Genomic DNA, 18,934 nt, shown 5'->3' with positions numbered 1-18,934 from the left:
TTTCTAGGCCCTTATAGCCAGAGACCGCACCACTGAACTGAAGGGCTTCGGTTGCCATGCCTTTCAGGAAGCACACATGATGGACTTCGTTGAACGTGAACGCGCGACAGCGATCATTCCCCTCGCAAGCCATTTTGCACTCTTCCGCTGCGAGCAGCTTCAGTGGCATTCCGGGCAGGTCGTAGCCGGGCAAATCGGTGTGCTCGAATAGATGCCAAGCGGAGGCATCCGGTAAATTAGGCGTAACAGTTATCTCCGTCGGAGCTTCAAGTTTTGCTGTCTCCCCTCCGAACGGGACGGGCGCGGGCTCCTTGCTCCGCTCCCCGCCCGACATGAAGAATATCTTGATAGCCCCAACCCCACTGGTGAAAGCGATAATCAGCCCCTCAGCCACATCCCGAACCGACCGAAGCGCCGACGCGGCTTTTCGGGAGCGGGAGCGCCTCTCGCTGAAAGCCCGAGGGAAGAACAAAGTGGTGGTCGTGAACCAGGGCTATCGACGCCGCTTGTCTTGACGGACGAAACCTCTGATCGTGCCCACCGAAGCGCCCGACCAAAATCGGTGAACTACGTTGCACAGGGGGTTGAGGAATCGAACAAGCGTCTGACAACCACTCTCCCAAACCGAGCACGGTGCATCGTTACCTCAATACAGCCCATAAATGGGCCGCTACGGAGCATGGGCGGTTGGGAACAGCTGGCGATCATTGCCAACGCGGCGGTGGAAATGCTGTCGCCCGCCCCCCACCGGCAACTGCACTAGCTGCAGCGTGGCAGACCCGCTCCCAGTTACGCCCTCCGACGGTGCGTTATGTATTGAAAATAATGGCCGTCCACCGCCCAACCGCCTCAGCAAATGGCTCCACGCACCTGGAATGCAGAGAACTTGGGGATCGGCGGATGAGAGGATGCGTAATTGGAGGAAGATAGGGTCGCGCGGCGGTTCCCGCTGTTGGAACAAAGAAGAGGTCGCCGTGTTCCGGATTGGAAGTGTGCTGCGGTGGTGAATATTATCCTTGGTGAGACGGTGCGTGCAGGAATGCAATGTTCAACAGGATTCTTAATCTTCTCGAAAACGACGACCGCGAGCGCCTGCAGAAGAATCTGGAGTCAATCGACCTACCGCGCCTAACAGTGCTTTCCGAGCCCAATCAGCCTCAAGATTTCAGCTATTTTCCGGAGTCAGGCATTGGCTCGATCATGGCTGTTTCGCCATCCGGAAAGTCCGTCGAAGTGGGGATTTTCGGCCGCGAGGGAATGTCGCCTCCAAACAGTCTCTTTGAAGACGATCAAGCACCCTTCAAAGTATTCATGCAGGTTGAAGGGAGTGCTCATCGGATTAGAAACGAACACCTGTTTGCGGCCCTTATCGAAAGCCGCACGATGCGAAAGCTCCTCAGCCGTTACGCGCAGACGCTGTTTGTCCAAACGGCCTACACTGCCCTTACGAATGCCACTCACCGCATAGATGAACGGCTAGCGCGATCGCTATTGATGGTTCACGACCGCACGGCTGGCGATCGGCTGCCCGTTACGCATGACTTCTTGGCGGCACTGCTCAACGTGAGACGTCCAAGCGTGACGACAGCGCTCCATATTCTTGAGGGCCATCGCCTAATCGTTGCCGAAAGGGGGCAGATAACCATACGAGATCGCCAAGCTTTACAAGCGTTCGCGGGTGATGCTTACGGTGTTCCCGAACGGGAGTTCGCCCGGCTCATTGGAGCGATGCGCTAAAGGGGTGCGTATTATTTTGCAGCAATGCTTTGAAGGGGCAGGCTGCCTTCCGAAGGTGTTGTGGTGAAGGCCGAACGGCCGAGCGCTTTCTGTTCGTAGAAGCCATGTAGGAAGAGGAGGTTCGGTTCACCGGACACTGGGCCTACACAGCAGTCGTCAGCTGACGTTTGGCTTGCCCTTAGAACCGTATCGCGTCCTTATCCGCGCCCTGCCAATCACTTACGCTCGCTCGGAACTTTCAGTTTCGCGGTCTGCGGAACCACTTTAATCTTCGCGTTTTTCCACGTTGACTAAGTGTTCCATTTTTCCAGATTCGCTGGACTTCCGGGTGGGAGCATTCTCTTAATGAGGGGCGTGTCGGACGTCGAGATTGGCGGCAGTCCAGTTATTCCAGGTCTCTTTTAGCTTCAATCGAGCCTCTTCGAAGGCTTCCTCGCCATAGAGGCTCACGAAGCTTTCCTCATAGAAGCCATTCGCCGCCAGTTTTTCGTGGATTTCTCTCGGCAGGGCGTGCGGCGACAGTCGACCAATCTCCTGGAAGCTATCTTTGCCGACCATTTCCATAAGATGGAAGCTTCGTTTCTGTGCAACAAGTGCACTTACTACCGCCGTCTCCCGTTCACCATTCGGATAGTCGGCAGGCATGATACGACATTCGCCAGATATTTCTTCTGGCATACCCATCTGCTTGCCCCTGTCGGCCTCCGGAAGGATCAGATAACTGATGAGCTTACCGCCAGCGGTAGCCTGTCTAAGAGAAAACTTCTGAGGCTGACGCTTGGAGTCTTCGCAGAGAAGCGCGTTTAGGCGTGCCAGGACAGCATCGGGCGAACCAACGAGGGCTTGACTTCCAAGCATCGTTAACCGGAGTTGCCCATCTTTCGCTCGTGGCACGCTGAATACCAAGTTAGGACTATTAAGGTTCCTCTGCACGACTTTGAACGCGACTTGGGCATCAACGAAATCGTAAAAGAGACTGGAAGGTATCATAGCGTATCTCCTCTGATAGCTCTTTCGACTCGGAGGGACTGACGCACGTGACGAGTGGATCGCTTTGAAGGAAGCGAATAACGATCCGAATCACTATTAATTAGCGTCGCTTCAATCGTCCACGATGTCAATTAACTGAAGGAAGCCCGCGACCTTTCGAAGTGCAAAACGCCAGGAGGAAGCGCCAACCCGCCACACTAGCTCCTTTCGGGGAAGCGTTGCCCTTTAATGGGCGGTGCAAAGGGCGGGTTTATGTCTGACAGCCCGACAAGAGCGGTTATGCCATCAGAATCTGCGCTGATGCAGATGCGAGTGGATTACGCGAGAGTTGACCAGATGGCACTAGATGGGGAACCAGGCTGGATTAGTCGGCGAGAGGCATTGTTGACCCGGCCGCATGACGGGGGCTTCGATCTCGAAATTCCGGCCAGCCCGGCTTCGTCGGTTGAACCGCAACTGCCCTCTTCTTGGCCAGAGTGTAGAACTCATGATGGGTCAGCTTCATGATCCAAGCGGCTGCTCGGCGGGCCACCGGGCTGCGCTCCACAGCGACAGGAGTTCGTCTTGGCCCTCGGGGTGTCGACATCACTGTTGTAGGGCTATGGGCTGGCATATCGGCGGCCCGTGGCAAACCTTTTCGGCACTCGATCAAAGCGCCTTTTCTGTTTGGTCTTCATCAAGCCAATTGGTGTTGGAATAGGGGGCACACCCTACGTCGAGGAACCGCCGAAAGTCGAGGAAACGCCCGAGAGACGACCCAATCTAGTGTTTCCGAAAGGTGTCAACATATGGGTCAAGCAACGGCCAATTGTTCTTCGGGAATTCCTCGGGAATCTTCGCTCCAATCGAAACATTACCGGACATTTTGGGTTGCGCAATCGAGCGAGAATTCTCTCTTGAAAATAAGCGCGCTTGAACAATAAAGGGATATCTGGTGGGTGATGTAGGGCTCGAACCTACGACCCGCTGATTAAGAGTCCCATCGCATGGTGAGCAAAATCAAGCCTATGCGCGAAGTGCCCCTGTAAAATGACGCTCGAAATCACCCAACGATTCCAGTGCCGTCAAGGGCAAACTGTTAAAATGAGATCCACAGTTTTCGCCGTCTGTGGATATCGGTAGTCTTGCAGGATGATGACACCCTACCAACCCAAATACAAATGGCGCCCAACCAAGATCGACGACAAGGACCCGCCGACCGATCTTGACTTCACCGGCCTCGACGGCACCGCGTATCTGGGCAGGATCAGGAAAGAGACGAACGGCACGACCAAAGGCAAATGGCACTGGGCAGGCTCATGGCCTCGGACCTGCATGGGCAAGCCACCGACGCCTAATGCCGGCTATGTGGACACGGCGAGACAGGCGACACAGAAGGTCGAGGAATACTGGGAGCTGTGCCACGAGGTGATGACGCCGAGGTCAGAGGGTCGTTGAAGCCTGACCGCGCTTGCCTTTAGTTGGGCGCCTCTCCGGCCGCTGCTGGATATACTCTTCCTTGACCATCAGCATCTCGGCAGCCATTGCCGCGGCTACGAATGCCGCCCTCGCCTGCTCCGGATCTCTGGGGCCTTCCATCGCCTCCAGGCACATGGTCTGGGCAACCACCCACTCCTTGCCTCGATGATCCTCCGGCCAGCGGTAGAGAAGGCTGTAAGCCAGATCCGCCAAGGTTGAGTGCCGGCGCATGTTCACGCCGTTCCGCTTCTCAACGCAGACGATGCAGTCTCTGATACTGATGTGTTCACCTATGTACTCTGCCATACGCATTTCCTCCGGCCGAATCAGGTGAGGATTCAAACCGGAGAGTCAAGACGTTTATAAGGATTTTCTAATCAGCGACCAAAGGCCGCCATCAGGATACGGCGGATCACATCGGCGAACGTCACGCCGAGCGCTACACCGGCTATCCCTATAACCCCGAGCGCTCCGAGCCCCATGAGTTTCCAGCGCTGCACTTCCTCTACCGTAGGCTTCATTTCTTTGACATCGTCTTGAACCGAAGCAGTTGAGAGTTCCATCTTGCTCACGCGATCGACAATCTCGTCCATGCGCCTATGCGTCGAGGCACGGCTAACGTCTGCCTTCTCTTCCGATCGTCGTATCCCCTCGAGGATCATATCGACCTTCGCCGTTAGCATGCCGATTTCTCGATGCATCGTACCTTCGTCCGTTGGCGTCAATTCCCCGGCCCCTTCAACTGCTCTTCAATGCTATGGCTTTATCGGCCGGCGTATTTGTTTTGCACATCGTCATAGAACGCCGCACAACGCCCCGTGCGTGCGTTCTGTCGATCCAAGGCGCTTCGTTCCCTGACGAGTACTGAACGCAATTCTGAACCAACGTCGACCGAAGCATGAGCTTCTAGCTCGCGGCAATCATCAGGCCAGGCAGGAAGATTAATTCCGGCGGCGATCTTTCCTTGGACTGTGGCTGATTTCTTAAGCCGGTCAGTGGTGCAGGATGAAATCCCGATCGGCAGCATCAGCAAGGCAAGCACGGTTCTTTTCGGATAGCTGAAGCTCATAGGCTTTGATCTCGCTCTCAAGGGTGTCTTTCGCCGCTTGCTGTGAAGCCTCGGCAGCAGCCAGCCGTTTGCGGTGCTCGTCCAGCGCTTGGGAGGCCGCATCGCGTTGACGTTCAATCTCGGCAGCCTTTGCTTCTGCCGCTGTCTTTTCGGACAACAGGACGTAGCCGGAAAGGATCGCCGTATCGTGGGAGGCAAGCCACAGACGGAACCCGAGGAAGGCAGCCAGGACGATCAAGACCACACCCGCAAGCTTACCCAAAGGGCCGAGGAGGAAGGAGGGCATCAACCAGCATCCTCTTCTTTCTTGGCGGTCGCGGGACCGGCGATGGTTGTTTGCTTGCTGATCCAGTCAAGGCCGAACGCACCGGCGAAAATAAGCCCGATGGGATAGATGAAGCTCTCTAGGATCTGCACCTTGATCGGCTCGCTGCTGACTATGATCACATAAGTCGACATGCCGAGGAGCCACAGCATGAGGATCGAGGAAGCCTCGCGCTTGAGGGTGCTGCGCTTGATGTAGTTAAGCATGGAGCGCCGCCTCGAATTTCTTCGCATAACCTGCGATTTCCTCCGCACGATCCAGACCATTGATTATGCGGCGTGCGTTCACGTAGTCCGTGCCGGCATCGTTCAGATAGTCGGAGAGTTTCTTGGAGGTGAACAACCCGTCCCGCATCCCGCGCACCATGATAGTGGCTGCCGTCGGAAGAGTTGCGGCGCGATCGGGGTCACTAACTACACCGAACTTGGCGTAATTGGCACGGCCGGTTATCTGGCAAAGCCCACGGCCTCGGAACGTCCATCCGTCAGTGCTGGCGGTGTTCCCTAGGTGGGTGCGGCCCCAGTCCCCACCATAGATGCGGTTGGCGATCTCCGGCTGATTGGCGGCATGCTGGGATGTACGTCCGTACCGATCGGCGTCTGTTGACGAGATGCGACCCCCGAACTTGGCCTTCAGCGCGTTCGCCGAATAGTTCAGGTTTTCGACGATGGGCACGAACGAGCCGCCGGTTTCAATCATTGGGGTCGCGAGCACATAGGCAACGTGACGCTGATCAGCCACCTGCAATTCGGAACAGGCATCAAGCAACGCCTCCATTCCCTCCACCTGATATTGCTTCAGCGAGCCGTCAAAGATCGTCTCGCGCACAGCATCAAAGAAATGCTTGCGGTCCATGGAACGCTCCAGATTGTAGGATTACTTTTCTTCGTCTATGGTCGCGCCATGTCGAACGAAGCCATCAGTCTATTTCTCGCCTGTGCTTTCGCGCTGATCGGAGCCTTTGTGCTCTACATCAACATCATGCGCGACACCTCGGAGTGGCACCGTGTCACGCGTTACCGCAAGGTGAGGCTTGAGAATGGCCGGTGGTCAGCCGATTCAGAGCTTTGGGGCCGACAGGTCCGAGGTGAGTGGCAGTATCGCGAGATGACAGACGCCGAGCACAATCAGGCCGTCATCGACGACGCTATCTAAGATTTACTCGGCTGCCGCAAAAGCCATCGGCCGGCGTGGCTTCGTTAATTGCCTGCCCAGATTGACACCGCCCTGCTCAAACCACCGCTCAAACAGGATGCTGACCGGGATCGATAATAGCGTGGTAGCCAGACCAACCAGAAGGCCAATCTCCAGCGGCATATCCCTATAAATCGGAGGGTTATGCAAGAACGACAGGATGACCAGCATCACAATGACGTTGATCAGATAAAGGCTGTAGCTGATCTTGCCTAGCAACTGGACGGTAGGGTGACCGAGGAAGGACCGAACCGAGCTATCTGACGACGAATAATAAAGCGCGGCCACCAACCATGTTCCCGCGATTATCTGCGTCACCACGGCGGTATGATCCAGTAGCGGCGAGAACAGCCGGCAGAAGACGAAAGCAACGGTCAACACCACAATGCCAATGCCACTTGTTCCTTTTGTGAGGTTCTTGGCAAGCGGAGACGCGACCAGCATTCCGAACGCAAAGGCAACGAGCCAATCACCCAGGTACGGGAAGTTCAGCACCATGTTCGGGTAATCCATCGCAATGACTGAGTAGACAACCCACGCCAGCACGCCACAAGTTCCGAACACCGCCCGCGTGGCAAACATCGCGAGCATGAACGGGATAACCAGCAATTCGACCTGGATCGTATGCGTGGGCCCGATCATGACGTTTTTCACCAGAATGGCGTTCTGAAGAAACGCGTCGATCGTCACCACTTGGAACTTTGCCCCTACGCTTTGGTAGATGAGCGATACGGCCCACAACAGGAGCAAGGAAGCGATCAGGCACGGATATAGACGGCACACCCGCCTGATGGTGAATTTAACGATGATCGAAAAGGCGTTCCCATTAGTCTTGTCTAGCGATAGCGTCAGAACGAACCCGCTCAAGATGAAGAAGAGGAGGACCGCGCTATGGCCGTTAACGACCGTCAGCGCCACCTTAGTTACGGCATCCCGAATCGTTGACAGAGACTGGATTGGTTGCAACAGGGCAGCCGGTGAACTGCCGATCGGGGCCAGAACGGCGTGGTAAAATACCACCGCAACCGCTGCCAGGCCGCGCAAGCCATCTAGCTCGACGTTTCTATTCTGCATGTGGTGTGATGCCCTCTAACAGAGGACACCTATAGCGGCAAATAAGTTGATATGCAACTAAACCGTTACCGCTCCGGTTAGTTTCCCCGTCCTTGTGCCTCCGTTCGGCATTATATCTCTGATGGTGGATGCCGATCCGATCTGAACGGCTGAGTTCAGGCCGTTGGACAGGGAATCCATGTCTGCGAGCAGGTTGCGGTTTGATGTCCCATCTTCCACATAGCCGTTCTTGGTGTTGCTGTTGGAACATCCGCCACGGATCTTGCAGAACAGGCTGTTCTTTACGACGATGCCATGGCCCGTGTTGAATAGAGATTCTGGCGCCGAGATATCGCCATGAGAGCAACCAATAAGTGAAATGCCGCTGACATCTGCGGGAGCATTTGGTTGCTGCGCTTCCGTTCCGACCATGCCAGAGGCTTTTACCTCCGAGAAGGCGAAATTGAAGACGCCATTCAGTTCGATGCCGGGGCCATAGTTCTGGTAGGATTCCAGCTTCTCGCCCTTCACGTTACCAAAATTCTCGATCTTGATGCCTGGGCCTCTCGTATTATCCACCAGCAGGCGATGGATGTAGCCACTCATCTTGCCACTGCCGTTGATGCCCTTCAGGTAGAACCCAATCGATGCAGGCTGATATGTCGATGTCGGCTGAGTGGGGCCAAGCACGTCAACACGGCAAATATCGATGCCGATCACGTCTTCCAGCCGCACCCCTTCCCAAGGCGTCTGCCAGGTATTGTAGGTGTGGTCTACGCGAAAATCTTCCCACTTGAGGAACCCGCGCGTTCTCCGCAGGTAGACCTGTCGCCCCTTGGTGAAGTAGGCCGTGCTATCCGTCACGGACATGTCAACGACCCAATTCGACGCGCTGGGCTCGTCCCCGATCGCTTCAACGCAGTATTTGAACGCGAGATCATGTAGGCGGGGATTGAACACAACCGCATTAGCCGTTGCCGCCCTGATCGCCGTCGCGCCGCCGAGGGAGCCGTCGAATGTGATCTCGGAGACCTTCGCCTTGCGATCGACGGAGAAGCATTTGAGACTTATGCCGCAAGATGCCCCTGCCTTGATCTTCCATGTCGGCTTGCCGTGGCCCACGATCTTCTGGCCGGCAAAGAGGTCGATATCCCCGGCAACGAAGCCGGTTGGCGTATAAGGGATATCTGCCCGACCGTCCGAGGCAATAGCGGCAAGGATCGCGGCAGAGTCGTCCGTGACGCCGTCTAGAAGGGCGCCGTAGCTGGTAACGTCAGACATTCTGCCCCCTGTCGTCTATCCAGCCGAGAACGGTCATGGTGTTCGTGGTAATGGAGCCGCTGGTAATCACGCGGGCGAAGTAGATATTCCCTGACGTGTCCGTGAAGAAGCCGCCTGGAATGGTCACACGCTCGGCATTCACTTCTGTCGTGCCGAAGTTGCTTACGAGCTGGTGAATAGTGGTGTTTGCCGATCCAACCGCTGCGTCCCCGATCAGGTTGCTTGCAGAGGCGGCAGCCGGGATCTGCATGAAGGAGTTCAAGATAGGCTGAACCACAATGCCGACCGGAACCGCAAGGCTCACGAGGGTGGACGCAACAGCGCTGGTTGAGTTCAGCGAAACGGCGGGGGCGCGTTTGAACACGTTCCCAACCTGCTTGAAGGCAACAATCGCCGCACTCTCTCGAATGATCGCCCCAATTCTGCGCTTTCGGTCATAATTGGTTGGCATCGTCGGAGAGGTGGAGGACGCGGAGAATAGAACGTCAACAACGCCAGTGTCAGATCTCTGGATGAGCCAGACGAAATATGAGGTATTGGCAGGCGATCCGGTATCCAAGCCACCTTGGTTTGTCCCGACCGCCCAAGCAGCATCGAGGCGCTTGGTGATGCCAGCCGCTAGCGTCATTAGGTAATATGGAGACGTATCGGAAGCAGCACTGCCGGCCGCAATGTCGATATCGTTTGTGGCGTCTGAGACGTTGTTGGAGAGAGTCAGGCCGAAAAGCTTGCCTTGTATAGCAATGCCAGACGTAACCGCGCCGACGACCTGCGCGAAGAAGGCTGTTCCGTTGCAGACCACAATTGCAGTCTGCCCATCTTTCACGAGAAGCGTAGTAGCGCCGTTGATCGTCTCCGAGGAGTTCGGGTCAATGGTGACATCACCACCCTGCGCAATGACCGTGATATGCCAGTTCGTGGCCAGGGTAGCGGCAGCCGTGAGGGACAGAGTTGCATTCGCGGTAAAGCGGAGGACGGCGTTATTGTCATTCGCTACCGCCGTGTAGTTGCCGCTCTTCGCTGCGTACACGGCCTTTCCATCAACACCAGAGCGCAACTGCGCCATGAGCGTGCGGAAAGCGTCATCGAAATTCGAAACGGCATTCGTTCCCTGAATGCCAATATTGTTGATCTCTGTGTTTGCGCTCGCCGTGGTGTCCCAGTCGAGGAACTGCGTCTTAGGGGAAACCATCAGTATAGACCCTTTCCGCCCGATGAGAGCGCTCTGGAGAATTGAGAACTGGAATTGGCGACCGAGCGCCCGTAGTCCGTCAGGCTGCCGTCGCCGCGTGATTGGCTCTTAGGCTTGTCAGGGAACTCGCTGCCGAGAATTCCACCGGGGCGCGTGACGACGTTGCCGAGAAGACCGCCGCCGATGGCGCCGACAGGTCCGAGTGTGAGGCCACCCAAGACAGCGCCTAGGATGCTCCCAGCCGCCTCTCTGGCCTTGTTGCCGAACTGCGACGGGGCCTTGTTGAACGGCTGCTGGTCGAGATACGCGCGCTGTGCTGCTACCGCCCGCTGCTCTTGAGGTGACAGCAGGCCACCGGTTAGCCCCGATTGAGCGTCGAAGGCTGGAGGAGCCTGAACGGCTGCTGTCTTGATCGAGGCGGGTTCTGCGTAGGCGCTTGTTACCGTGGGATCCACGTAATCGGGCTGTTGCATCGCCGCATAGGCCGGATTGTCGAGCGACGGGAGAATGCCGGCGTCTAGCTGCTGATCGAGAAGGCCGCGACGGAGGGCGTTCTTTCCTGTTGCTCCGGGTGCGGCTGCAAATCGTGATGCATCAAATGGTGTGGTCGCGAACCGGTCATACATCAGGTCCGGAACGGTTTGCATGGTGGGCTGTCTTTGGACGCGCATGTCTACATCCTTCAGGGGAGAGCGTTGGACCGATGACACAGGCGCGCTGTAGTCGGCGCTTAGGATGCCTTCTAGGTCAGGAGGGCGTGACGTTGGCGTGGGGGCGTTGTCGGGAATGTCAGCCAGCGGCGTGTAGTTGTTCCACGCGCTGTTGATGAAGGCGCGGGTGCGGGTCGGCTGGTTGTACGGTGACCCCGGCAGAGATGCCCACGTTCCATTGGCGTCGTTCACGAAGCCATTGACGTCACCAGCAAGCACGTTATCCAGCGCGCCGGACTGATCGAGGAGACCGATCGCGGCGATATCCTGGCTTTCTGGTCCGAAGTCCCGAAGCCCGAGATTTCCGCTTAGGTTCCCCCATGTCCGGTCGAGGAACTGATAAGCCCCGGCCGCGCTCGTCTTCTTCCGGTTCCCGGAAAGGTCCGAGAATGCCGACATTGTTCCTGGATGCTGGCTGAGATCACCGATCTGTCGCCCGCCAAACCCCACGGAATAAGGGTCCGTATAGCGCGCCGTACCCTCTGCAGCCCTGATGGACGCTAGCGCACGCTGCACATTAGGGTTTGAGCGGAGCGAGGAATAGTATTCACGGCGAGATGCCATGTGGACCTCACTTGGATGTTTGGAAGATTTCGGCTAATTTGTGCGTGGGCGGCGAACCCAACCGAGGATTCTAAGTGAAACAACCGCACCCGCTTCTTGCAGCAGCAGGACTCATTGGTGGAACTCTGGCCGTTGGCTTTCAACGCCAATCGCCGGGAACACATTTTGACTGGCGCGACTACGCCATGTTCGTGGTCTTCGGCCTGCTCCTCTATTGGCTCTTGAAGCCTTCGAAGAGCAGCGAATAACTACTGCTGCGCCTGGACGACCGCGCCGCTTCCGACGATTGCCGCAGTTCTGCCCAGCAACGCCCTTACAGCCTGAGACTTCTCTGCCGCACTGATGCGAGCCTGCTCGATGCGCTGAAGCTCGGAGGTGATCTGCGCCCGCACTTCTGGCGAGGTCGTCATCAGGCGCTTGGAGATGTTGTCGGCAACCTGTGGCGTGAGACCGCCGAGCATCCGCAGGCGTGAGCCGACGAATTGCAGAGCAGCCGGAATAACGCCCTGCGTGACAGCCGTTTTCGCCGTGTTGAAGCCCTCGGACGCGCCGCCAGTCTCAAACATGTCTGCCATCTGGCGTGCCGTGGTCGAGTTGCCACGTACCGCGTCATAGGTCGATCGCTTCTTGGCTTCGGCAAAGATCGCCTGCCGGAAGGTCTTGAACTGCGCATCGTTGTCGAAGAGCGCGCGCAGGTTCTTGACCTGCTGGCGGTTGCTGAAGAACTTCAGGATGGCATTGTTCGTAAAGCCTGCCTGATCGATCGAGTTGCGAATCCACTCGGCAGCCCCGGCGCGGGCGGCTTCCTTCTCAGGGGCGCCCATGGCTGCCAGACTGCGGCGAACCGATTCCGGCGACTGAGACATGGCAGTGCGGCCAAACTCAAGGGCCTTGTCGAGTGACTGTTGACCGCCCCACGCCTTGCGCGCCGCCGCATAGGTCGGGTTTTGGGCATCGAGCTCGGAAAGCATACGGTTCTTCAGGTTATTGATGATCCGGCCATCATTCGTGACCTTCTTCGTGATGCTGTCGGTCTCCGCGTCAACCATGTCGTCAAGGGCCGTCTTGATATACTGCCAAGCCCTCTGATCTGGAACGCGCTTGAATGTCGCCGTGCCATCGTCGGCAATGTTGACGAACATCTGCTTGAACGGCACTTGCTCATTGGCTGCAAGCTCTTCAGCCTTTGCCAGCGCTCTACGGCCGGCAGGCGTATTGATGATGCCCTCAAGCTCCTTGGTGAAGTGGATAGGTGTCTTCTCGGCTTCTCGATAGAGCGGGCCGGCAATCTTCTTTGCCGTCTCCGCGATCTCGTCCTTTGCAGCCAGATAGCCGTCAGGATCGGCCAGCGTCTGACCTACAACGCGCTTCAGGCGATCACCCTGCCCCATCTGGCGCAAGGCAAGCTGAGAGGCAACACGAGACCGAGCAGGTCCGGGAATGTTGGTTGTGGTTCGTAGGAGGTCACGCGTGGATGAGCCCCCGACATCAGCCAGGGAGAGACCGTCACGCGCCGCGCGGGCCGCTGCCTGATCGACCGACATGCCGCCATTGTTGAGCCGTTCAGCGATCTTGCCGGCGGCATAGCCAGAGGGATTTGCGCGAGCGCGCACTGCGTCAGCAACGGGCTTCAGAACAGCGCCACCGACCGTCTTGCCAATGCCGAGCGCCGCAGGAACAGCAGCACCGAAGGCAGCACCGGCTGCGGCGCCCTGACCAATATCAGTGTCATGGCCTGCAGCCTGCGCCGCGCCTACGGCAGCGCCTTGCGCACCGCCCTTGACGACGCCCCCGGCAAACCGGCCGAGTTTCGGAAGAACACCAGCGGATGCGTTGGCAACCTGACCGGCAGGGAGAAGGCGCGGGAGCATGAGAGCCGCCGTCACATCTGCCCCATAGGCAGCGCTACCGGCTCGATCGCGGGCGTTCTGCGTGCCCTGTCGATTGGCTGCAAGCTCCTCGGCATAGGTCTTGTCAGTGAAGGGCGCACGAAGAGCCGCTGCAGCCTTGTCGCCAAAGCCGAAGGTCAGGTCATCCCCGATGATATTGCCGATATCCTGCGCCGCGATGAGTGGCTTCTGCCACGTTGGGCGCTGGTCGTAGAGCGCCTTTGCCGGGTTCTGCGTCATGGCAGACAGTTCGGAGCGCAAAGACTTCTGGCTGTCATCATCGGCTGACGGTTGCTCTACCTGCGCAGCGTCCTGCTTGGGTGCGCCAAGGTGCGAGGCGATCTCGTCAACGGTCTTTTCCTGATCCTCTGGCGATAGTTGCAGGAAAGAGTCGTCAACCGTCACCTTTCGGCCGTTGATATTGAGTGTTACCCCCTGCTTCGGCGCGGAATACATTTGATCCTGCTGATTATGAAGGGTCTGAGCGTAAATCGTCGCGTCCTCTGGGTTATCAAATATCCCAAGGTGCTGCCCCGTCCGATGGTACAGATCGATGGCTTGATTTTCGTCGAGAAGCTTCCCGTCAGGAGAAACCGTGGGGACAAGTATCTCTTTGCCGTCCTCGTTGAACGACATTGAACGCACCGTGCTGATAGACCCGTCTGGGTTTTTGACTACAGGCCGCTTGGCAAGGTCAATATTCCCCGGAGAGAGTAGGCCTCTAGCGTTGCTGGTCGCCATGTTCAGTGTCGGCATTATTCGACGCTCCAAGTGGTGCCTGTGGAGGTTTTGCGTGGGCCGGGGCCGGAACCACTCATGCCACCCTGCGGCTTGTAGAAATCACCGCCGCGAAGCTGGTCAGCCCTCTGTTGGTTGAGCATCAGGCGGTTGTTTGCCAGTTCCTTGGCCCGCTGCAGGATCTTCTTGCGGATTTCCGGTGGCTTGCTGGACGACGCCTGCAGTTCAAGCAGGATGGCCCGTTCGCCTTCAGTCGGGTTGCCGCCGAAGATGGTTTTCAACTGGCTTAGAGCGCCCTGCTGCACCAGATTATCGTATTCGGTCGTTGCTGCCGAGCTTTCCGGTGAAGAAAGCGCGTCAGGAACTGCCCAATCCGGCAGATTGTTGCCGGCCGTGGCTCGTGCGCCAGTGAACCAGCCCGAATTGGCCTTGTCATTGATGGCAAGCGCCTGATCGAGAAGACCGATAGCCGATTTGTTGGTAGAGATAGCGTCATCCGCCTCAAGAATTGCCTTCTTGTCGGTCGTCGTGAGCGGCTGCGCGTCTTCGCGGGGCATCTTGCCGGTGAGGACGAACGCTTGATAGCGGGGATCGCCAGGAGCTAGGCCGAGGCTTGCGGCGGCGTTTGCGCGGTTGGAGTAGTCATCCATCCCACCGGCCTTTGCAGCTTTGCCGATAGGGCTGAAAGTGCCCGTCTGAGAATCGAAGTTGCCATATGTTCCATCAGGGAGCGTCTCAAACGAGAGAGGACGCGGCTTCTGCGCCTCAAGCTTTTGCTGATAGAACAGCTTGTAGGCATCGCCACCGGACAGAGCGCCGCTTTCAACGGCTGCCGCAAGATCCGGATTGTTCTGGCGAAGGAACTCTAGCGTTTTGTTACGCTGACGAGCTTGACCGACGCCTTGCGCAAGACCAGCGGCTTGCTCATTCGGCGTACGTCCGCTGAGAAGGCCAACACCTGCGTTTAGGAGCGTGTCAGAATTGTTGGTGAGCCATGACGGAATCACCTGACTGCCAAGAGTAGGGAAAATCGCCATTTAGAAGCTCCCCAGAAGGCCAGCGCCCGTAAGGCCGTAGCCAAGGGCGGTAAGGAACGGATTCTGTCCAGGCTGACTCTGCGTAGTCGTTCCGCCGAGTTGGCCAGCGCCCGATGCGATCGCATTCAAGCGAGATATTTGCTCCCATGGTTTTGTCTGGGATTCATTGAAGATTCGGAGCTTGTCGTTCAGTTCCTTGGTGTTGTAGTCGTCCACGAACTGGCCCCACTGCGCGAGGTTTTGGATTGGCGCTTGCATGCCGGTATAGGCAGACCCAAGCTGACCGAAACCAGTGCTTCCCATGTTGAAGGCGTTAGCGTTCGCCGCGTCCTTGCGGCTGTTGAAGTTGTTCAGGTCGTTATAGAGCAGGTTGTTCGTGTTCTTGCTGACGGCATCGGCAATCGCCGCGTTACCTGCACCGGACCCGTATCGACCGCCTGCAGAGTTCGCCAAGCTGACGTTGGTGTTTGCATCGGCGTTCGTCTGGTCGATGATCTTCTGAAGCTCAGGAGAGACGGACCATGTGGAATTCGCCAAATCCTGCGTGTTCTTCAGGGCGCCCAACTGAGCGGAATTGAAGCCGCCATTGTTGATGATGCCCTGGTACTGCCCGGAGAGGCCCTTGCCGTTGACGTTGGACGAACCGAGGCTGCCGGATGCTTCCGCCGCCATGACGCTGCCCTGAGAGGCCGGGGCGAACGTGTTTCCGGTGTAGATCTGGGTACCGATACCCCTGTTGACCAGATCCTGTGCGCCGCCCAATGCCTGACCGAGGGCCGGCTGTGCGCCAGACCAAGGCTGATTGTTTGTCGTCGTCGTCGTTTGCTTGCTGGAGCCGGTCATAGGCTAACCTCGTATGTCACGCGGAGTTTCTTCGCGTCGGGGAAGAGCGCCGCCCACCCTTCCCGTCCTTCGGCCACAAAGCTCGTTGCGCCGCCGTCCTTCGCCATCTGCTCGATGAAGCCCCGCGCTAGCGGCAGCCATTCGTTCACGCCATCGCCCACGATGCCGAGGCAGCGCATGACGGTTTTCGCGGTCCATTTCTGGAACTGCATGATCAGGATCGCCTTTGGCCCTGCCTCGTCGAACACGACCACGCAGAACGCCTGCCCAGATCGGCACATCTGCCACATCTCACCGGACGAGATGTCGCCCCCGGTGCGTTCACAGGCCTGTTGCAGGCGCGCGGAGAAGAGAGGCCAGACCTGATCGACCTCGACGGCATTCGCTATGCCTATCTTCATCGAGCGCCAAACGGGAGGTTCAGGAGGTTGATGGCCGTCACGAAGATGCCGGTATTCCCGATGGCCTTGATCTTGTCGCCTTCAGCCAACCGGATCGGGATATCGGAGACGATGAGCGTGCTGTTTGCCGGAACGCTGTTTTCCCATATGAGATAGTCCGTGGAATTGGCGTTCCTGAACCAGTAGAGCTTGCAGACGATCGCGCCAGCCGTGTCATTCGCGATCGAAACCGCCGCCACCGTCAGGGAGTCGTCAGGAGCCGTGACAATGTCGTTCTTCGACGTGCCAGAGATGACCACCGAGACAGGTGTTGCGACGTTGCCGATATATGTTCCTTGAACGCTCATTTATTGTTCACCGCTCCCGACGCCATGGGCATTCACAGCGCTGGCGATGCTCCAGACCGTGCCCTCTGCAATGACAAGCCGGAACCGATGCAGGCGACCGTCAGACCGGAAAGGAACCAACCCTGCCCTGTTTGCCGAATTGGCCGTTGACCATGTGACGCTATCGCCGTGGTAGGCCATAACCCCGTCTGCCAGCGTAAAGCCGGATATCGGGGCGTCCGTGATTACTCGAGCGCTGCTGACGAAGGTACGCGTGTCCTGGCTGATCTCGATCTCTGCCGTGTCGATCGTCGCCTCAAGGTCTGGTCCCGAGAAATAGGCCAGCTTGTTGTCAGTCGTGAACGTCGCGAAGGTCGGGCGACCACCGGAGAACACGCGGCTGTCGAAGGCTTCCGAAACCGAGGCAATGTCGGGATATAGCAAATCGAGGCCATCCCACGTAATGCCGGGAGTAGCCAGCGCCATCATCTCGCCAACTGCAATGTCAGTCGTGCACCAGCGGTCAAGCTGCCAATCGTAGCCGATCCGGTAGAAATTGCCGTTCAGTGCGCGATACTTCCACCAGACGATTTTCTCAAATGGGTCAGCCGAGCCCTGCACGTCGCCCAAATACGTCTGGTCGATCTGCTCAAGGAACCAGCGGTCCACTCGTTCCGCCCCGATCGGTTGGCGATCGACGCCGCCAAAGAAGCCGTCTTCCGAGAGATAGAAGAACCGGCCGGGGCCAATGGAGACGATCGACCGAGGCGCAAGCGTTCCCTGCTTCGGGTTGAGCACCGTGCGCGTGAAGGTGAAGCCCGATGCCGGTGCAAACGGGAAGAACTGCATGGCCGCGCGCTGGACAACGGTAAAGCCGCCCTGCTCAGCGAAGCCGCCCATAACCTCGTCGCCTTCCGGCAGCTCCTGAAAGTCTGCCCCGCGCTCCTTGATCGTCCAGAACGTGATGTCGTTGACGCCACACCAGCGAACCGTCTTCTGCCCGTTCGTGCCTTCGAGATAGCCAAGCACGAGGAAATCACCGGCCACCCAGCTATATTTCGCCTTTGGAGGGCTGCCGCCGAGATCCGAGAAATTTCCTGCCGCCTCGATGTCGTAGACCTGAATCGCATCAGAGATGTTGTGTGCCACCAGCTTGTCGCCAAAGCGGGTGAAGGTCCAAGCATCCTGCAGCGGCACGTTATAGGGTGCGCTCGGGCCTGAGATGTCCGTCCATGTGTAGTCCGTCGTGTTGAGCTTGTAGAGGCGCGTTGCCGTCCCTGCTATCACGACATAGTTGCCGGCAGCCGTGCGAACGTAGACGCCGCCCCGGCATTCTCCAGGCAGAGCAGAGGAAACAATCGTCAGCCCTGCCATCGGTCCCCAACCATTCGCCACAGGCTGCGCGTTGACGACGTTGGCGCTGCTGGAGCCTTCGAACGGGCTCTTGTCTGGCTCAAAATTCGGGAATGGGATCATCATAGCGATGAATCGACCGTGCTGTTGTAGCGATAGCGGCCGATCGATCCCAAGCCGGGATCAACGGTGAGCTGCGAGCGCTTCTTGCGGGCGCTGTCGCTGGCAACCTCTGCCGTGAATTCGTCGAGCATCTGTTTCCAGACGCCGCCTGACTGGTCTTTGACGTAACCACAGCCCCAGACCATCGCCGCCGCTAGATAGAGATCCGGGTGGTTGGTGAGAAATTCGTTGGTAGGCGCCGAATCCGAGAGCGCGAACCGGCCGAGGTAGACGAAGCGGAAGGCGTAGGCCGAGATCATCGGGCGATCGAAGGTGATCGTATCGCCCTCGATAGCCCACATCGTCGGGCGACCTTGGGCCGTCGTCGTGGAGTATGTGCCTAGAGCGCGAGGAACGACGAAGTAGTCAGACACGCCCTCAGATACATAGAGATTTTGCGGCTCCTGAACGGACAAGGACGAGATGTCGAGTGTTTGCGCACCAATGATGCCAGTCAGGTTCGCAGTCGTCCCTACAGGGCCAAGAAGGCGGTTCAGTCTAGCCTCTGCCAAGGTGATGAAGTCGGCAACATTGCCGGAAATGTCGGAGCGCGCCATCCAGTCGGCAACTGCCGCTTTAAGCTCGCTGTAGGTGCTGATTGTCATATGACGC

At 57.7% G+C, this 18,934-nt stretch carries 21 protein-coding genes and 1 pseudogene; 4 read left to right on the top strand and 18 right to left on the bottom strand.

Annotation, left to right across the window (positions count from 1 at the left end; translation table 11 throughout):
• Nucleotides 1-94 precede the first annotated feature (94 nt).
• Nucleotides 95-169 (bottom strand): annotated as a pseudogene (locus tag BN77_RS35890) (hypothetical protein); the annotation flags it as partial.
• 875 nt (nt 170-1,044) lie between these two features.
• Here BN77_RS35890 and BN77_RS19535 point away from each other — a divergent pair.
• Complete coding sequence (locus BN77_RS19535) at nt 1,045-1,737, top strand: Crp/Fnr family transcriptional regulator (protein ID WP_007535087.1); 693 nt, start codon at nt 1,045-1,047, stop codon at nt 1,735-1,737.
• 342 nt (nt 1,738-2,079) lie between these two features.
• On the opposite strand, the gene BN77_RS19530 is transcribed toward BN77_RS19535, so the two are convergent.
• Nucleotides 2,080-2,727, bottom strand: a complete 648-nt coding sequence (locus BN77_RS19530; protein ID WP_007535084.1) for a hypothetical protein — start codon at nt 2,725-2,727, stop codon at nt 2,080-2,082.
• Nucleotides 2,728-3,858: 1,131 nt separating this feature from the next.
• On the opposite strand from BN77_RS19530, the gene BN77_RS19525 reads away from it, so the two are divergent.
• Nucleotides 3,859-4,164 carry a hypothetical protein gene (locus BN77_RS19525; RefSeq protein ID WP_007535080.1) on the top strand — a complete coding sequence of 102 codons (306 nt, stop codon included), beginning with the start codon at nt 3,859-3,861 and terminating at the stop codon, nt 4,162-4,164.
• On the opposite strand, the gene BN77_RS19520 is transcribed toward BN77_RS19525, so the two are convergent.
• The 5 genes from BN77_RS19520 to BN77_RS19500 all read right to left on the bottom strand — a co-directional run bounded on the left by BN77_RS19520 (nt 4,150) and on the right by BN77_RS19500 (nt 6,434).
• Entirely contained in the window at nt 4,150-4,491 is a 342-nt protein-coding gene (locus BN77_RS19520) for a DUF982 domain-containing protein (protein WP_007535078.1), read from the bottom strand. The two genes, BN77_RS19525 and BN77_RS19520, sit on opposite strands and share 15 nt — an antisense overlap.
• 71 nt (nt 4,492-4,562) lie before the next feature.
• Nucleotides 4,563-4,886: a DUF1515 family protein gene (locus BN77_RS19515; protein ID WP_007535076.1), complete on the bottom strand. Its 324-nt coding sequence runs from the start codon at nt 4,884-4,886 to the stop codon at nt 4,563-4,565.
• 291 nt (nt 4,887-5,177) lie between these two features.
• Nucleotides 5,178-5,540 carry a hypothetical protein gene (locus tag BN77_RS19510; protein ID WP_007535074.1) on the bottom strand — a complete coding sequence of 121 codons (363 nt, stop codon included), beginning with the start codon at nt 5,538-5,540 and terminating at the stop codon, nt 5,178-5,180.
• Complete coding sequence (locus tag BN77_RS19505) at nt 5,540-5,785, bottom strand: hypothetical protein (protein ID WP_007535072.1); 246 nt, start codon at nt 5,783-5,785, stop codon at nt 5,540-5,542. Before BN77_RS19505 ends, BN77_RS19510 begins: the two co-directional genes overlap by 1 nt.
• Nucleotides 5,778-6,434 (bottom strand): hypothetical protein, encoded by a 657-nt coding sequence (locus tag BN77_RS19500; protein WP_007535071.1) that lies wholly within the window; start codon nt 6,432-6,434, stop codon nt 5,778-5,780. Before BN77_RS19500 ends, BN77_RS19505 begins: the two co-directional genes overlap by 8 nt.
• On the opposite strand from BN77_RS19500, the gene BN77_RS19495 reads away from it, so the two are divergent.
• The gene (locus BN77_RS19495) at nt 6,420-6,734 is read left to right on the top strand and encodes a hypothetical protein (protein ID WP_040677431.1); all 315 of its coding nucleotides are present in this window, start codon (nt 6,420-6,422) and stop codon (nt 6,732-6,734) included. The two genes, BN77_RS19500 and BN77_RS19495, sit on opposite strands and share 15 nt — an antisense overlap.
• A gap of 3 nt (nt 6,735-6,737) precedes the next feature.
• Here BN77_RS19495 and BN77_RS19490 read toward each other — a convergent pair whose 3' ends face one another.
• The 4 genes from BN77_RS19490 to BN77_RS31445 are packed head-to-tail and all read right to left on the bottom strand — an operon-like array spanning nt 6,738 to nt 11,573.
• The gene (locus BN77_RS19490) at nt 6,738-7,847 is read right to left on the bottom strand and encodes an acyltransferase family protein (RefSeq protein ID WP_007535069.1); all 1,110 of its coding nucleotides are present in this window, start codon (nt 7,845-7,847) and stop codon (nt 6,738-6,740) included.
• 57 nt (nt 7,848-7,904) lie between these two features.
• A complete protein-coding gene (locus BN77_RS19485) occupies nt 7,905-9,107 on the bottom strand; it encodes a hypothetical protein (protein ID WP_007535067.1) in 1,203 nt (400 codons plus the stop codon).
• Nucleotides 9,100-10,299, bottom strand: coding sequence for an autotransporter outer membrane beta-barrel domain-containing protein (locus BN77_RS19480; RefSeq protein WP_007535065.1), 1,200 nt, complete (start codon nt 10,297-10,299; stop codon nt 9,100-9,102). The genes BN77_RS19485 and BN77_RS19480 overlap by 8 nt, the downstream gene beginning before the upstream one ends.
• The gene (locus BN77_RS31445; protein WP_007535063.1) at nt 10,299-11,573 is read right to left on the bottom strand and encodes a glycoside hydrolase family 24 protein; all 1,275 of its coding nucleotides are present in this window, start codon (nt 11,571-11,573) and stop codon (nt 10,299-10,301) included. The genes BN77_RS19480 and BN77_RS31445 overlap by 1 nt, the downstream gene beginning before the upstream one ends.
• Nucleotides 11,574-11,647: 74 nt before the next feature.
• Between BN77_RS31445 and BN77_RS33605 the strand changes: the two genes are divergently transcribed.
• Complete coding sequence (locus tag BN77_RS33605) at nt 11,648-11,821, top strand: hypothetical protein (protein WP_157224471.1); 174 nt, start codon at nt 11,648-11,650, stop codon at nt 11,819-11,821.
• On the opposite strand, the gene BN77_RS31440 is transcribed toward BN77_RS33605, so the two are convergent.
• The 7 genes from BN77_RS31440 to BN77_RS19435 all read right to left on the bottom strand — a co-directional run bounded on the left by BN77_RS31440 (nt 11,822) and on the right by BN77_RS19435 (nt 18,927).
• Complete coding sequence (locus BN77_RS31440) at nt 11,822-14,098, bottom strand: hypothetical protein (protein WP_007535061.1); 2,277 nt, start codon at nt 14,096-14,098, stop codon at nt 11,822-11,824. It lies immediately after the preceding gene.
• 119 nt (nt 14,099-14,217) lie between these two features.
• Nucleotides 14,218-15,237 (bottom strand): hypothetical protein, encoded by a 1,020-nt coding sequence (locus BN77_RS19460; protein ID WP_007535059.1) that lies wholly within the window; start codon nt 15,235-15,237, stop codon nt 14,218-14,220.
• Nucleotides 15,238-16,080: a hypothetical protein gene (locus tag BN77_RS19455; protein ID WP_007535057.1), complete on the bottom strand. Its 843-nt coding sequence runs from the start codon at nt 16,078-16,080 to the stop codon at nt 15,238-15,240.
• The gene (locus BN77_RS19450) at nt 16,077-16,481 is read right to left on the bottom strand and encodes a hypothetical protein (protein WP_007535056.1); all 405 of its coding nucleotides are present in this window, start codon (nt 16,479-16,481) and stop codon (nt 16,077-16,079) included. Before BN77_RS19450 ends, BN77_RS19455 begins: the two co-directional genes overlap by 4 nt.
• A complete protein-coding gene (locus BN77_RS19445) occupies nt 16,478-16,828 on the bottom strand; it encodes a hypothetical protein (protein WP_007535055.1) in 351 nt (116 codons plus the stop codon). Before BN77_RS19445 ends, BN77_RS19450 begins: the two co-directional genes overlap by 4 nt.
• A complete protein-coding gene (locus BN77_RS19440; RefSeq protein WP_007535054.1) occupies nt 16,829-18,286 on the bottom strand; it encodes a hypothetical protein in 1,458 nt (485 codons plus the stop codon).
• Nucleotides 18,283-18,927 (bottom strand): phage adaptor protein, encoded by a 645-nt coding sequence (locus BN77_RS19435; RefSeq protein WP_007535053.1) that lies wholly within the window; start codon nt 18,925-18,927, stop codon nt 18,283-18,285. Before BN77_RS19435 ends, BN77_RS19440 begins: the two co-directional genes overlap by 4 nt.
• Between the last annotated feature and the right edge of the window lie 7 nt (nt 18,928-18,934).

This window comes from Rhizobium mesoamericanum STM3625 (assembly GCF_000312665.1).
Taxonomy (GTDB): Bacteria; Pseudomonadota; Alphaproteobacteria; order Rhizobiales; family Rhizobiaceae; genus Rhizobium; species Rhizobium mesoamericanum.
This window is presented reverse-complemented; position numbering and strand designations above follow the sequence as displayed.

Coding starts and splice junctions, on each gene's coding strand:
- BN77_RS19535 (WP_007535087.1), top strand. CDS start 1,045: ATGTTCAACAGGATTCTTAATCTTCTCGAAAACGACGACCGCGAGCGC.
- BN77_RS19530 (WP_007535084.1), bottom strand. CDS start 2,727: ATGATACCTTCCAGTCTCTTTTACGATTTCGTTGATGCCCAAGTCGCG.
- BN77_RS19525 (WP_007535080.1), top strand. CDS start 3,859: ATGATGACACCCTACCAACCCAAATACAAATGGCGCCCAACCAAGATC.
- BN77_RS19520 (WP_007535078.1), bottom strand. CDS start 4,491: ATGGCAGAGTACATAGGTGAACACATCAGTATCAGAGACTGCATCGTC.
- BN77_RS19515 (WP_007535076.1), bottom strand. CDS start 4,886: ATGCATCGAGAAATCGGCATGCTAACGGCGAAGGTCGATATGATCCTC.
- BN77_RS19510 (WP_007535074.1), bottom strand. CDS start 5,540: ATGCCCTCCTTCCTCCTCGGCCCTTTGGGTAAGCTTGCGGGTGTGGTC.
- BN77_RS19505 (WP_007535072.1), bottom strand. CDS start 5,785: ATGCTTAACTACATCAAGCGCAGCACCCTCAAGCGCGAGGCTTCCTCG.
- BN77_RS19495 (WP_040677431.1), top strand. CDS start 6,420: ATGCTTGCGGTCCATGGAACGCTCCAGATTGTAGGATTACTTTTCTTC.
- BN77_RS19500 (WP_007535071.1), bottom strand. CDS start 6,434: ATGGACCGCAAGCATTTCTTTGATGCTGTGCGCGAGACGATCTTTGAC.
- BN77_RS19490 (WP_007535069.1), bottom strand. CDS start 7,847: ATGCAGAATAGAAACGTCGAGCTAGATGGCTTGCGCGGCCTGGCAGCG.
- BN77_RS19485 (WP_007535067.1), bottom strand. CDS start 9,107: ATGTCTGACGTTACCAGCTACGGCGCCCTTCTAGACGGCGTCACGGAC.
- BN77_RS19480 (WP_007535065.1), bottom strand. CDS start 10,299: ATGGTTTCCCCTAAGACGCAGTTCCTCGACTGGGACACCACGGCGAGC.
- BN77_RS31445 (WP_007535063.1), bottom strand. CDS start 11,573: ATGGCATCTCGCCGTGAATACTATTCCTCGCTCCGCTCAAACCCTAAT.
- BN77_RS31440 (WP_007535061.1), bottom strand. CDS start 14,098: ATGTCGTTCAACGAGGACGGCAAAGAGATACTTGTCCCCACGGTTTCT.
- BN77_RS19460 (WP_007535059.1), bottom strand. CDS start 15,237: ATGGCGATTTTCCCTACTCTTGGCAGTCAGGTGATTCCGTCATGGCTC.
- BN77_RS19455 (WP_007535057.1), bottom strand. CDS start 16,080: ATGACCGGCTCCAGCAAGCAAACGACGACGACGACAAACAATCAGCCT.
- BN77_RS19450 (WP_007535056.1), bottom strand. CDS start 16,481: ATGAAGATAGGCATAGCGAATGCCGTCGAGGTCGATCAGGTCTGGCCT.
- BN77_RS19445 (WP_007535055.1), bottom strand. CDS start 16,828: ATGAGCGTTCAAGGAACATATATCGGCAACGTCGCAACACCTGTCTCG.
- BN77_RS19440 (WP_007535054.1), bottom strand. CDS start 18,286: ATGATGATCCCATTCCCGAATTTTGAGCCAGACAAGAGCCCGTTCGAA.
- BN77_RS19435 (WP_007535053.1), bottom strand. CDS start 18,927: ATGACAATCAGCACCTACAGCGAGCTTAAAGCGGCAGTTGCCGACTGG.